This is a genomic window from Pseudomonas sp. Sample_22, assembly GCF_004307635.1.
Classification (GTDB): Bacteria; Pseudomonadota; Gammaproteobacteria; order Pseudomonadales; family Pseudomonadaceae; genus Aquipseudomonas.
This window is the reverse complement of the sequence record NZ_RCNY01000007.1, coordinates 51,383-64,849: the sequence shown is the minus strand read 5'-3', so window position 1 is coordinate 64,849 and position 13,467 is coordinate 51,383. Positions and strand designations below refer to the sequence as shown.

Annotated in this window: 14 protein-coding genes; 5 read left to right on the top strand and 9 right to left on the bottom strand. The window is 60.1% G+C overall.

The window, feature by feature from the left end; all coding sequences use genetic code 11:
* Positions 1-25 precede the first annotated feature (25 nt).
* The 3 genes from D8U73_RS01310 to D8U73_RS01300 form a co-directional block, all read right to left on the bottom strand.
* Positions 26-304: an HU family DNA-binding protein gene (locus D8U73_RS01310; RefSeq protein ID WP_130903519.1), complete on the bottom strand. Its 279-nt coding sequence runs from the start codon at positions 302-304 to the stop codon at positions 26-28.
* A 194-nt stretch (positions 305-498) separates the two neighbouring features.
* Positions 499-1,647 (bottom strand): FAD-dependent oxidoreductase, encoded by a 1,149-nt coding sequence (locus D8U73_RS01305; protein ID WP_056854355.1) that lies wholly within the window; start codon positions 1,645-1,647, stop codon positions 499-501.
* A 20-nt stretch (positions 1,648-1,667) separates the two neighbouring features.
* Complete coding sequence (locus tag D8U73_RS01300) at positions 1,668-1,835, bottom strand: rubredoxin (RefSeq protein WP_007954349.1); 168 nt, start codon at positions 1,833-1,835, stop codon at positions 1,668-1,670.
* 199 nt (positions 1,836-2,034) lie between these two features.
* Between D8U73_RS01300 and D8U73_RS01295 the strand changes: the two genes are divergently transcribed.
* Complete coding sequence (locus D8U73_RS01295; RefSeq protein ID WP_130903518.1) at positions 2,035-2,598, top strand: chorismate lyase; 564 nt, start codon at positions 2,035-2,037, stop codon at positions 2,596-2,598.
* Entirely contained in the window at positions 2,598-3,488 is an 891-nt protein-coding gene (gene ubiA, locus D8U73_RS01290; RefSeq protein ID WP_130903517.1) for a 4-hydroxybenzoate octaprenyltransferase, read from the top strand. The genes D8U73_RS01295 and ubiA overlap by 1 nt, the downstream gene beginning before the upstream one ends.
* A 104-nt stretch (positions 3,489-3,592) precedes the next feature.
* Here the strand turns inward: ubiA and D8U73_RS01285 are convergent, their stop codons facing one another.
* The gene (locus tag D8U73_RS01285) at positions 3,593-3,979 is read right to left on the bottom strand and encodes a hypothetical protein (RefSeq protein ID WP_130903516.1); all 387 of its coding nucleotides are present in this window, start codon (positions 3,977-3,979) and stop codon (positions 3,593-3,595) included.
* Positions 3,980-4,131: 152 nt separating this feature from the next.
* Here D8U73_RS01285 and phoB point away from each other — a divergent pair, with 152 nt between their 5' ends.
* From phoB to D8U73_RS01270, 3 genes are all read left to right on the top strand, one after another.
* Positions 4,132-4,821: a phosphate regulon transcriptional regulator PhoB gene (phoB, locus tag D8U73_RS01280; protein ID WP_034149326.1), complete on the top strand. Its 690-nt coding sequence runs from the start codon at positions 4,132-4,134 to the stop codon at positions 4,819-4,821.
* Positions 4,822-4,926: 105 nt separating this feature from the next.
* Positions 4,927-6,213 (top strand): phosphate regulon sensor histidine kinase PhoR, encoded by a 1,287-nt coding sequence (gene phoR / locus D8U73_RS01275; RefSeq protein ID WP_236708451.1) that lies wholly within the window; start codon positions 4,927-4,929, stop codon positions 6,211-6,213.
* A 122-nt stretch (positions 6,214-6,335) separates the two neighbouring features.
* Positions 6,336-7,676 (top strand): hemolysin family protein, encoded by a 1,341-nt coding sequence (locus D8U73_RS01270; RefSeq protein ID WP_056854350.1) that lies wholly within the window; start codon positions 6,336-6,338, stop codon positions 7,674-7,676.
* A 65-nt stretch (positions 7,677-7,741) separates the two neighbouring features.
* Here the strand turns inward: D8U73_RS01270 and D8U73_RS01265 are convergent, their stop codons facing one another.
* From D8U73_RS01265 to pstA, 5 genes are all read right to left on the bottom strand, one after another.
* Entirely contained in the window at positions 7,742-8,662 is a 921-nt protein-coding gene (locus D8U73_RS01265; protein ID WP_130903515.1) for a peptidoglycan DD-metalloendopeptidase family protein, read from the bottom strand.
* A 219-nt stretch (positions 8,663-8,881) separates the two neighbouring features.
* A complete protein-coding gene (locus D8U73_RS01260) occupies positions 8,882-9,805 on the bottom strand; it encodes a response regulator (protein ID WP_130903514.1) in 924 nt (307 codons plus the stop codon).
* Positions 9,806-9,972: 167 nt separating this feature from the next.
* Positions 9,973-10,734 carry a phosphate signaling complex protein PhoU gene (phoU, locus tag D8U73_RS01255; RefSeq protein WP_008150055.1) on the bottom strand — a complete coding sequence of 254 codons (762 nt, stop codon included), beginning with the start codon at positions 10,732-10,734 and terminating at the stop codon, positions 9,973-9,975.
* A gap of 72 nt (positions 10,735-10,806) precedes the next feature.
* A complete protein-coding gene (gene pstB / locus D8U73_RS01250; RefSeq protein ID WP_020797931.1) occupies positions 10,807-11,640 on the bottom strand; it encodes a phosphate ABC transporter ATP-binding protein PstB in 834 nt (277 codons plus the stop codon).
* Between the two features lie 156 nt (positions 11,641-11,796).
* Positions 11,797-13,467, bottom strand: a complete 1,671-nt coding sequence (gene pstA / locus D8U73_RS01245; RefSeq protein WP_130903513.1) for a phosphate ABC transporter permease PstA — start codon at positions 13,465-13,467, stop codon at positions 11,797-11,799.

The following is a 13,467-nucleotide window of genomic DNA, read 5'->3' as shown; positions in this document are numbered from 1 at the left end:
ACTTATCCATAGAAAATGAAACATGCTACTTATTATTACAGATATCTTTCAACGATTTGCCTGGTTTGAAGGCAACTGTGTTGCTGGCCTTGATTTTGACTGGCTCACCGGTTTGCGGGTTTTTGCCGGTACGGGCGCCGCGGTGGCGTTGCAGGAAGGTGCCGAAGCCTACCAGCGTTACGCTGTCTTTGCGGTGCAGGGCGCCGGTGATTTCTTCGAGTACGGCGTTGAGAACGCGGTTGGCCTGCTCTTTGGTGAGGTCTGCTTTTTCAGCAATTGCTGCAGCGAGTTCTGGTTTACGCATATTAGTGAAGCCCCTTTGACGGTTTTTTGTTGTTATGTCCGTGCTGCTCTCTGTGGAACAGCGCCCAAAGCGCCGCAGGTGCTCTACTCTGCGGCAGACGGGAGTGAGGATGGCACGCAGCGAGGAGCCGCGCCAGTATCGACGCGGCCAATGTAGGGGCAAAACAGGGGTGATTCCGACAGAACGACCGGTATTTACGCCAGCAGTGCCGGAAGCTCTTTGTTCAGGGCCAGTTTCTCCATCACGGCCGCGCCCGTCAGGGCATAACCGAGCAGTTTTCCGCTGGCATCGCGGCATAGCACTTTGATGTCGGCCCCCTGCCCTTCGACCGTCCAGACCCCCTCCGAACCCCGAGGTGGCGGGGACACCACCAATGGGCAGACCGGGGTTTTCACGGTGATGGGCATCGGGCCGTAGCTGACTGCTGTCGGCTTGCCGGCGAGGGTCTGGGCCAGCGCCCTCGCACAGCTCATCAGGGGCATCACGTACAACAGATTCAGCCCATCGACCTCGGCACAGTCGCCCAACGCGTAGATATTGGCGTGAGAAGTCTTCAGGTGACGATCGACCACGACCCCCCGATTGACCTGCAACCCGGCCGCGGCCGCCAGATCGATGCGTGGACGCAGGCCAATGGCCGAGACCACCACATCGCACGGGATAACCTGACCATCGGACAAATGCGCCTCCAGGCCATCGGCAACCCGTTGCAAGCGAGTCAGCACAGGCCCCAGGTGGAAACGTGCACCAAGGCTTTCCAGACCGGCTTGAACCGCCGCGGCCGCTGCCGGGTGCAACAGGGTCGGCATGACCTGTTCACACGGTGCAACCAATTGCACCTCGTAGCCACCCAGGCTCAGGTCGTTGGCAAACTCGCAGCCAATCAGGCCGGCACCGAGCAAGAGCACCCGTTGCTTGCCGGCGGCTGCCGCGCGAAAGCGGGCGTAGTCTTCCAGGTCATTGATAGGGAACACGCAGTCCGCCGCATCGCCTTCGATGGGCACCCGCACGGTTTCTGCGCCCCAGGCCAGGATCAGGTCACGGTAAATCACCGATTCTTCGCCGATCCACAAGCGCTTGTGACCCGGATCGATGCCGCTGATGCGCGTATGGGTGCGCACTTCGGCCTTCAACTGTTCGGCCATGGCGCCAGGTTCGGCCATGCTCAGTCCGTCGGCGTCCTTGTTTTTGCCAAAACCGGTGGAGAGCATCGGTTTGGAGTAGGAGCGCCCGTCATCGGCGGTAATCAGCAGCAGCGGGGTTTCGCTATCGAGTTTGCGAAACTCCCGGGCCAGGTTGTAGCCCGCCAGGCCAGTGCCGACGATCACGACAGGTGCGTTCATTCCTTACTCCTCTGAAGGTCTTAGTTGATTTCGATCATTTCGAAATCCATTTTGCCGACGCCACAATCCGGGCACAGCCAGTCTTCCGGCACGTCTTGCCACAGGGTGCCCGGCGCAATGCCGTCATCCGGCCAGCCGTCGGCTTCGTTGTAGATCAGGCCGCAGACCACACATTGCCACTTTTTCATTCAGGTACTTCCTCAGTTCAGGCGTTTTGCCGGCTCGGACGGTCGATGCTTGCAGCTCTGCCGTCCGGCTCAGGGCGTTTTGTATAGAGGGGGCCGGGCAGATGCAAGCCTGTTCGGCGCAACGGCTGGGCGGATCACTCAAATTCACAGGCTGACATGTTAAGCTCGGCGCCTCCTTTGCTGCCAATAATGACTCATTGTGCAACACACAGAACGCCTCTCCCCGCTCGCACTCTGGCTCCCCCAAAGCCGGCTGACGCCTCAGCCCGACACGTCCGTCCTCGACTGGTTGTTCGATGATGGCTCGCTGACCAGGCGCCTTGTTCAACTGACCAACGATGCCTTCAGCGTCACGCCGCTGTTCGAAGGCTGGCAGGCCCTGCGCGCAGACGAATGCCTCGCGCTGGACCTTGCCGAAGGTACTGAAGGCTGGGTGCGCGAGGTGTATTTGCGAGGTCATGGTCAAGCGCTGGTGTTTGCCCGAAGTGTGGCGTCGCGCAGTGCATTGCAGGGCGATGGCTTGCATATGGATGAATTGGGCAGCCGATCCCTGGGCGAATTGCTGTTTTGTGACCGCGCGTTCCAGCGTCAGGCCATCGAGGTTTGCCACTACCCCCAGGAATGGTTGCCGAACGAAGTGCGGGCTCCTGAATTATGGGGCCGCCGTTCGCGCTTCGACCGTGGCGCATTGAGCATACTCGTGGCCGAGATTTTCCTTCCGTCCCTGTGGAACGCTGCCGGCGTCCAAACGGAGAGCCGTTGATGTACCAGAGCCTGCTCAAGTCCCTGAATCGCTTGAACCCTCGGGCCTGGGACTTCATTCAACTAACCCGCATGGACAAGCCGATCGGCATCTACCTGCTGCTGTGGCCGACGCTGTGGGCGCTGTGGATTGCCGGTAAGGGCTCGCCTTCGCTGGCCAACATCGTGATTTTCGTCCTTGGCGTGATGCTGACCCGCGCCGGCGGCTGCGTGATCAACGATTGGGCCGACCGCAAGGTCGATGGCCACGTCAAACGTACTGCGCAACGTCCGCTGGCCAGCGGCAAGATCAGCTCGAAAGAGGCGCTGGTGTTCTTCGCGCTCTTGATGGGCGTGAGTTTCCTGCTGGTGCTGTGCACCAATGCTCCGACGATCTGGTTGTCGCTGGGCGGTTTGGCGCTGGCCTTCACCTACCCGTTCATGAAGCGCTACACCTATTACCCGCAAGTGGTGCTGGGCGCGGCGTTTTCCTGGGGCATGCCGATGGCTTTCACCGCCGAGACCGGGGAACTGCCGGCTGCAGCGTGGCTGCTGTGGATCGCCAACCTGTTATGGACGGTGGGCTACGACACCTATTACGCGATGACCGACCGTGATGACGACTTGAAGATCGGCGTGAAGTCCACGGCCATCCTGTTTGGTGACGCGGACCGGGTGATCATCCTGACCTTGCAAGGCCTGGCACTGGCCTGCTTGCTCTTGGCGGGCTCCCGATTCGAACTCGGCGGCTGGTTCCACCTGGGGTTGGTGGTGGCGGCAGGCTGCTTTGCCTGGGAGTTCTGGTACACCCGCGACAAGGATCGCATGCGCTGTTTCAAGGCGTTTTTGCACAATCATTGGGCAGGGTTGGCGATTTTTGTCGGGATTGTGCTGGATTACGCGTTGCGCTGACCCAAGGCCTGTCTTTGAACTGCGTTACGCAGGAGCCAGGCTTACCCGCGATGGCGCCTTCAAGATCGCTATCGCGGGCAAGCCTTGCGCCTGCAGAAGAGCGGTTACTTCTGCGACTCGTGAACGACGTGCCACACGTCCTTCATCTTGTCGCCCGTCATGTCTCCCGGCTTCTTGTCCTTCACAAACGTGTAAAGAGGCTTGCCGTCATAGGCGTACTGCATCTTCCCGTCATCTCGCTTGATGACGCTCCACTTGCCCTCGGCCGTGGCGCCCGCCGGCGCCATCATCGGTGGCCAGTTCTTCGCGCACTCGTCGTTGCACATCGACTTGCCGCCCGAGTCCTTGTCGAACGTGTACAGGGTCATGCCATTGTGATCGACCATCATGCCGTCTTTCATCATCGCCGGGTCGGCGGCCAAGGCCAGCGTCGGCAGCGTTAGCGCCGCCGTAACCAGCAGTGCCTTCCAGGATTGAGCAATGTGATTCATGGAAACCTTCCTTTTGCGGTTGTCAGGATTCGGACTTAGAGCTTAGCCCAGGATCATGGCAATCGCCGGTCGACTAAAATACTGTCACACGACTGCAATAATTCCGTTATCTAATGCGGCGCAAGACAGTTAAATGACAAGAGGACTAAGGCATGGTTGGCAGGAGCATTCTGATCGTCGACGACGAAGCGCCCATTCGCGAAATGATCGCCGTTGCGTTGGAAATGGCCGGCTATGACTGCCTGGAAGCGGAGAACTCCCAGCAGGCGCATGCCATTATCGTCGACCGCAAGCCGGACCTGATCCTGCTCGACTGGATGCTCCCGGGCACGTCCGGCATCGAGCTGGCCCGCCGCCTCAAGCGCGACGAACTGACCGGGGATATCCCGATCATCATGCTCACCGCCAAGGGCGAAGAGGACAACAAGATCCAGGGCCTGGAAGTGGGCGCCGACGATTACATCACCAAACCGTTTTCCCCCCGTGAGCTCGTCGCGCGACTCAAAGCCGTGTTGCGCCGCGCCGGCCCTACCGATGGCGAAGCGCCGATCGAAGTCGGCGGCTTGCTGCTCGACCCGATCGGCCACCGTGTGACCATCGATGGAAAACCGGCGGAAATGGGCCCGACCGAATACCGTCTGCTGCAATTTTTCATGACCCACCAGGAACGCGCCTATACCCGGGGCCAGTTGCTGGATCAGGTTTGGGGCGGCAACGTCTATGTCGAGGAACGCACCGTCGACGTGCACATCCGTCGCCTGCGCAAAGCCCTCGGCGATGCCTACGAAAATCTGGTACAAACCGTGCGCGGCACCGGATACCGCTTTTCTACCAAAGCATGAAGGTAGCTACGAGCTGCAAGCTTCAAGCGACAAGCTAAAAGCTGCTTTTCTGACAAGGACGCGCGTCACGTGAACCAAAACTGGCATGGCACCCTGATTCGCCACATGCTGCTGCTGGTCACCGCCTGCCTGGTGATCGGCCTGATCACCGGCTACTACGGCTGGAGCCTCGCCGCAGGCCTGGGCATTTACCTGGCCTGGACCCTCAAGCAACTGCTGCGCCTGCACGAATGGCTGCGCCTGCACAAACCCGATGAGGCGCCGCCCGATGGCTATGGCCTGTGGGGCGAAGTGTTTGACAGCATCTACCACCTGCAACGTCGTGACCAACGGGTACGCGGGCGTCTGCAAGCGGTGATCGATCGCGTCCAGGAATCCACCGCCGCGCTGAAAGACGCGGTGATCATGCTCGACACCGACGGCAACCTGGAATGGTGGAACCGCGCCGCCGAAACCCTGCTGGGCCTCAAGACCCCGCAGGACAGCGGCCAGCCGGTGACCAACCTGGTGCGCCATCCGCGCTTCAAGGAATACTTCGAGCAGGACAACTACAGCGAACCGCTGGAAATCCCCTCGCCGACCAATGACCGCGTGCGCATCCAGCTGTACATCACCCGCTACGGCAACAACGAGCACTTGATGCTGGTGCGCGACGTGACGCGCATCCATCAGCTGGAACAGATGCGCAAAGACTTCATCGCCAACGTATCCCACGAGCTGCGTACGCCGCTGACGGTGATCTGTGGCTATCTGGAAACCCTGCTCGATAATGCCGAAGAGGTGAACCCGCGCTGGACCCGCGCCTTGCAGCAGATGCAGCAGCAAGGCGGGCGCATGCAGACCCTGCTCAACGACTTGCTGTTGCTGGCCAAACTGGAAGCCACCGATTACCCATCGGACAACCAGCCCGTGGCCATCGACGGCTTGCTGCAATCGATCAAGGGCGATGCGCAGCAACTGTCCGGCCAGAAAAACCAGCACATCACTCTGGAGGCCGACCCGACCATCCTGCTCAAGGGCAGTGAAGCGGAATTGCGCAGCGCGTTTTCCAATCTGGTGTTCAACGCGGTGAAGTACACCCCGGCCGAAGGCAATATCCGCATTCGCTGGTGGGGCGATGAACAGGGCGCGCATTTGAGCGTGCAGGATTCAGGGATCGGCATCGACAGCAAACACCTGCCGCGACTGACCGAACGCTTCTATCGCGTCGACTCCAGTCGCAACTCCAATACCGGTGGCACCGGGTTGGGCCTGGCGATCGTCAAGCACGTGCTGTTGCGCCATCGGGCGCGCATGGAAATCAGCAGCGTGCCGGGCCATGGCAGCACCTTTACCTGCCATTTCGCTCCCGCCCAGGTCAGCAAATCCCTGGTCATCAGCACCGCCGACTGATACCGGCCAGCACGCGCCACTAGGCAATCGCCCAGTCAGCCGCTACATTGGCTGACTTGTGCCTGCCATTCAGGTACACATTTTCTTTCCTTTCGAATTCACGGAAACCGCAAAACTCCATCATGGACCCTTCCCCTGGCTTGACCCTCGCTACAATTTTCGCCGACTTCGGCATGATTCTTTTTGCTCTGATCCTGGTTTTGCTCAACGGCTTTTTCGTTGCGGCGGAATTTGCCATGGTCAAATTGCGCTCGACCCGTGTCGAGGCCATTGCCGAACAACACGGCTGGCGCGGTCACATTCTGCGTACCGTACACAGTCAGCTCGATGCTTACCTGTCGGCCTGCCAGTTGGGTATTACCCTGGCCTCGCTGGGCCTTGGCTGGGTGGGCGAGCCGGCGTTCGCGCACATTCTCGAGCCGTTGCTGAGCGCCGTGGGCGTCGAGTCGGCCGAGATCATCAAAGGCGTGTCGTTCTTCACCGCGTTCTTCATCATTTCGTACCTGCACATTGTGGTCGGCGAACTCGCCCCGAAATCCTGGGCCATCCGCAAACCCGAGCTGCTGTCGTTGTGGACGGCCGTGCCGTTGTACCTGTTCTACTGGGCGATGTACCCGGCGATCTACCTGCTCAATGCCAGCGCCAACCAGATCCTGCGCATCGCTGGCCAAGGCGAACCCGGCCCGCATCACGAGCACCACTACAGCCGCGAAGAACTGAAGCTGATCCTGCACTCCAGCCGTGGCCAGGACCCGAGCGACCAAGGCATGCGCGTATTGGCCTCGGCGGTGGAAATGGGCGAGCTGGAAGTGGTCGACTGGGCCAACTCCCGCGAAGACCTGGTGACCCTGGAGTTCAACGCACCGCTCAAGGAAATCCTGGCGATGTTCCGTCGCCACAAGTTCAGCCGCTACCCGGTGTACGACAGCGAGCGCCAGGAATTCGTCGGCCTGCTGCACATCAAGGACCTGCTGCTGGAACTGGCGGCGCTGGACCACATTCCCGAGTCGTTCAACCTTGCCGAATTGACCCGCCCTCTGGAACGCGTTTCCCGGCACATGCCGCTGTCGCAATTGCTGGAACAGTTTCGCAAGGGCGGCTCGCACTTCGCCGTGGTCGAAGAGGCCGATGGCAACATCATCGGCTACCTGACCATGGAAGACGTGCTGGAAGTGCTGGTGGGCGACATTCAGGACGAACACCGCAAGGCCGAGCGCGGCATCCTCGCGTACCAACCGGGCAAGCTGCTGGTGCGCGGTGATACACCGCTGTTCAAGGTCGAGCGTCTGTTGGGTATCGATCTGGACCACGTCGAAGCCGAAACCCTTGCCGGGCTGGTCTACGAAAGCCTGAAGCGGGTGCCGGAAGAGGAAGAAGTGCTGGAAGTCGAAGGTTTGCGGATCATCATCAAGAAGATGAAAGGGCCGAAGATCGTGCTGGCCAAGGTGTTGATGCTGGATTAAGTCACGCCCCTGTAGGAGCCGGCTTGCTGGCGATGGGTACGCCGCGGTGCCCCTGTGATACCGCGTTATCGTTCATCGCCAGCAAGCCGGCTCCTACTGCCCAACGCAAAGTTGGGCATCGCCCCCACCGGTTGATTGAACCGGTACGGAATCGACACCAGCCCCATCCCGGTATTGCGCTGCACCACGAAGTGCAAATGTGGCCCGGTGCTGTTGCCGGTGTTGCCCGACAGGGCCAGTGCACTACCTACCGCCACCTTCTGCCCCTCTCGTACCCTGACCGAGCCTTGCTTGAGGTGCAGGTACACACCCATGGTCCCGTCATCGTGCAGCACCCGCACGAAATTGCCGGAAGCATCAGTGCCACGCCCGCTCTGGCCATTCTCGGTTTTCACCACCACCCCGCCCCGTGCGGCGATGATCGGCGTGCCCTCCGGCATGGCAATGTCGATGGCGTAGCGGCTTTTAGGGCCGAAGTGGCTGTAGGGTCCGTTGGCACCCTGACTGATCCGGAACGGACCGCCACGCCAAGGCAAGGGATACCGATAGCCCACAGCGGTGCCTGTCGGGTCACCGAGCGAATATTTGAGCTTGGGAATGTAGGCGAGCGGCTTCCCGGCCCGAGTCGCCGTGAGCTGCGCCAGGCGAACGCTGGTGCGCAGTGGAATGACTCGGCGGATCGATCGACCTGGAATTCCGCTGACGTTCTTCACGCCGGCAAAACTCAATTCGATCTCCACCGGTGCATACAGGTCATTGCGCACATACACGCTGTCCACGCCGTCCTTTTTCATGATCACGTAGTACACCTGACGCTCCAGGCGCTCGACCATCCGATCTCGAAAAACGAACACCTTTGAGCCTTTCGTGGGGCGATCGCTGTAAGAGACCACGCCATTGGCATCGGTGGACTTGTAGATAGTCATGGCCATGGATGAAGCGCAGGCCATGGACAAACCACAAAGAAACAACAGGCGCGCGAACATGGGAAGGAGTTCTGTCGAGTAAGGCTTGGGAATGAGCCTAGCAGCCGGAATTGACCCGCGTGGTCGACAGATGTTTCGAAATGGATGTTACGGGAGGATGAGCGGTGACGAGTGGCATGGGGAAGACAGTTGCTCCCACAAGGTATTCAATGTCCCTGTGGGAGCGACGGTGCGACGATTCGACTTGCTCGCGATGGCAATCTCACGGGCGACGCAGTTTTAAGCGCCGGGAATGAAATGCTTCTGCGCCGTGCCACGGGCAATCAGGCGGGAGATGTAGTCGAGTTTCTGCGCATCTTGGTCGACGAAGCGAAAGGTCAATTGCAACCATTCGCTGTCGGGCTTCTGTTCGTGAGCGACGATGGCATGCAGATAGCCATTGAGACGCGCCGTTTCGGCGTTGTCACCCTGCTCCAGATCGAGCACAGCGCTGTCGAGGACTTGCGGCAGGGTTTCGGCGCGCTTGACCACCAACAACGCTTCCTTGAGGCTCAGGGCCTTGATCACGCATTGCTGGATGCCGTTCGGCAAGCGCAATTGACCCTGGCCACGTCCTCCACCCACGGTGGCCGCTGCTACAGGAGCCTTGACTGGCGGGCTGTTGAGCAAGCCACCCCGCGACGGTGCCGGGGCCGCAGGTGCAGTTGCAACGGCAGCCGGAGCGACCACGGCGGGTTTGCCGCCAGTCAATGCACTGAGCGAGTCATTGCCGAATGCCGGGCTGGTTTTAGTCGCTGCAACGTTGATCAAGGCATCGAGCTTGCCGACCTTGTGCAGCGCCTGCTTGACCTTGGTGATCAGTTGCTCGTTGGTGAACGGTTTGCTGACGTATCCGGACACGCCGGCCTGGATTGCCTGGACCACGTTCTCTTTGTCGCCGCGACTGGTCACCATCACGAACGGCATGCTTTTGAGGCTGTCCTGCTCACGGCACCAGGTCAGCAGTTCCAGGCCGGACATTTCCGGCATTTCCCAGTCGCACAGGACCAGGTCGAACGCTTCCTTCGCCAGCATGGCCTGAGCCTTTTTGCCGTTGACCGCGTCTTCGATTCGCATGCCCGGGAAATAGTTACGCAGGCATTTCTTCACCAGGTCACGAATGAACGAGGCATCGTCCACGACCAACACACTGACCTTACTCATCCATAACCCCTTTAAAAAATCCCGGCAAGCATACCGCTTTGCTGATGGCACATTGCCAAAACCTTCAGTCACGCCGGCACTTTTCGTTCGCGGGTGCTGCTTTTCGAATTCGTCGGCCGCAAACAAAAACGCCCGGCCAAAAGGCCGGGCGCTTTACTTGGGCAACCTTACTTATCGTCAGCTTTGCCCGGAACATTAGCGGTTTCACCGCTTGTTCCTTCAACTTCTTCTTTCATGCGCTTGAGGCCCAGGTGACGCACGTCGGTACCGCGCACCAGGTAAATCACCAGTTCCGAGATATTGCGCGCGTGGTCGCCGATCCGCTCCAGCGAACGCAGCACCCAGATAATGCTCAAGACCCGCGAGATAGAGCGCGGGTCTTCCATCATGTAGGTGGCCAGTTCACGCAGGGCGGTCTTGTATTCGCGGTCGATGATCTTGTCGTACTGCGCCACCGACAACGCCAGGTCGGCGTCGAAACGGGCAAACGCGTCCAGCGCATCACGCACCATATTGCGTACCTGGTCGCCGATGTGACGAACCTCGACATAACCGCGCGGCGCTTCACCTTCTTCGCACAGCTGAATCGCACGGCGGGCGATCTTGGTCGCTTCGTCGCCGATGCGCTCCAGGTCGATCACCGATTTGGAAATGCTGATGATCAGGCGCAAGTCCGAGGCCGCCGGCTGGCGACGGGCCAGAATGCGCAGGCATTCTTCGTCGATGTTGCGTTCCATCTGGTTGATCTGGTCGTCGATCTCGCGAACCTGCTGGGCCAGGCCGGAGTCGGCCTCGATCAGCGCGGTCACCGCGTCGTTGACCTGCTTCTCGACCAGCCCGCCCATGGCCAGGAGGTGGCTGCGTACTTCCTCCAGTTCGGCGTTGAACTGCGCGGAAATGTGGTGGGTAAGGCCTTCTTTACTAATCATGTTGGCGTCCTTGGAGCGTCCGGTAAGGTGCGGTGGGCCGCAGCGTCAGTTCAGTGAGCAACCAACCGCTTGCTAGCCGTAACGACCGGTGATGTAGTCTTCGGTCTGCTTCTTCGCCGGATTGGTGAACAGGGTGTCGGTGTCGCCGAATTCCACCAGTTTGCCCATGTACATGAACGCCGTGTAGTCGGAAACCCGCGCGGCCTGTTGCATGTTGTGGGTGACGATAACGATGGTGAACTTCGATTTCAGTTCGTAAATCAGCTCTTCGACTTTCAGCGTCGAGATCGGGTCGAGCGCCGAGCACGGTTCGTCGAGCAACAGCACTTCCGGCTCCACGGCGATGGTGCGCGCAATGACCAGACGTTGCTGCTGACCACCGGACAGGCCCAATGCCGACTCGTGCAGGCGGTCCTTGACCTCGTCCCACAGCGCCGCACCTTTCAACGCCCACTCGACGGCTTCGTCGAGTACGCGCTTCTTGTTGATACCCTGGATACGCAAGCCGTAAACCACGTTCTCGTAGATGGTTTTCGGGAACGGATTCGGCTTCTGGAACACCATGCCGACCCGGCGACGCAGTTCGGCGACGTCTTCGCCCTTGCGGTAGATGTTGTTGCCGTAAAGGTTGATCGCGCCCTCGACACGGCAGCCATCGACCAGGTCATTCATGCGGTTGAAGGTCCGCAGCAGCGTGGATTTGCCGCAGCCGGACGGGCCGATGAAGGCGGTCACGCGCTGTTTCGGGATGTTCATGCTGACGTCGAACAAGGCTTGTTTGTCGCCGTAGAACAGGCTCAGGCCCGGCACTTCGATGGCTACGGTTTCCTGCTCGAGGCTCAGGCTCTGCTTATCGCGACCCAGGGCCGACATGTTGATGCCGTGGGTATGTGCTTCGTGCTGCATGGGAGGCTCCCTGTGCTAACAAATTCGGTTCAATTGGCCGCTGCAGGCATAAAGCCTGGCGGTAGCACCACCCCTGTAGGAGCACAGCTTGCTGGCGATGGCGATTTCGAAAACGCCATCGCGGGCAAGCCTTGCTCCTACAGGGAGCGGCAGTAATCAGCTATCCAGCGCTTTGTATTTTTCGCGCAGGTGGTTACGGATATAGACGGCCGACAGGTTCAACGTCGCGATCACCAGCACCAGCAACAACGCCGTGGCGTATACCAGTGGTCGTGCCGCTTCGACGTTCGGGCTCTGGAAGCCGACGTCATAGATGTGGAAGCCCAGGTGCATGATCTTCTGGTCCAGGTGCAGGTACGGGTAGTTGCCGTCCACCGGCAGCGACGGCGCCAGTTTCACCACACCCACCAGCATCAGCGGCGCCACTTCACCGGCGGCTCGGGCCACGGCGAGGATCATGCCGGTCATCATCGCCGGGCTGGCCATCGGCAGCACGATCTTCCACAAGGTTTCAGCCTTGGTCGCGCCGAGGGCCAACGAGCCTTCACGCACGGTGCGAGGAATCCGCGCCAGGCCTTCTTCGGTGGCGACGATCACCACCGGCACCGCCAGCAGTGCCAGGGTCAACGAAGCCCAAAGCAGACCCGGCGTACCGAAGGTTGGCGCCGGCAACGCTTCAGGGAAGAACAAGCGGTCGAGCGAGCCACCCAGTACATAAACGAAGAAGCCCAGACCGAACACGCCGTAGACAATGGCCGGTACACCCGCGAGGTTGTTCACCGCAATGCGGATCACCCGGGTCAGGGTGTTCTGCTTGGCGTATTCGCGCAGGTACACCGCCGCCAGCACGCCGAACGGGGTGACGATCATCGCCATGATCAACGTCATCATCACGGTGCCGAAGATCGCCGGGAAAATCCCGCCTTCGGTGTTCGCTTCACGCGGATCGTCGCTCAGGAATTCCCAGATCTTGCTGAAGTAGAAGCCGATCTTGGTGAGGGTGCCCATGCCATTGGGCTGGTAAGCGTGAACCACCTTGCCCAGACCAATCTCGATTTCCTTGCCGTTGGCATCACGGGCGGTGAGGCTGTCGCGATTGAACTGCGCGTGCAGATCATTCAGGCGCGCTTCAACATCCTGGTAACGGGCGTTCAGCTCAGCGCGTTCGGACTCCATGTCCGCTTGTGCGGTGGCGTCGAGCTTGCCATCGAGTTCCAGTTTGCGGCCGTGCAGACGGATGCGTTCCAGACCGGCGTTGATCGCACCGATATCGACTTTTTCCAGGGTCTTGAGTTGCGCGGCCAGCTGATTCACGCGGTTGATTCGCGCTTGCAGCTCAGGCCAGCCAGCTTCACCCTCGGCAATGATCTTGCCATCCTGTTTGACGTTGACCAGGTAACCGTAGAAGTTGCCCCATTCACGGCGCTCCAGCGCCATCAATTCGACTGGAGTCTTCTGGTTGGTCAGCCACTCGCCGACGATCCAGGTGAAGTCGGTGCCATTCAAGTCACGGTTGCCGACCTTGATCAGCTCGCGGGTCATGAATTCGGGGCCTTCGTCTGGCACCGGCAAACCGGCGCTCTTCAGACGCGCTCGCGGCACTTCTTCCTTCTGTACGATTTCGCCGATCACCAAGTGATTGGCCTGGCCCGGCACGTCGTAGCTGGCATGCACCAAGTCCGCCGGCCAGAAGTGACCCAGACCGCGCACGGCAATCACTGCCAGCAGGCCAATGGTCATGATGACCGCGATGGACACCGCGCCACCGCTGATCCAGACGCCGGGGGCGCCGCTCTTGAACCATCCTTTCAGGGAGTTCTGTTTCAC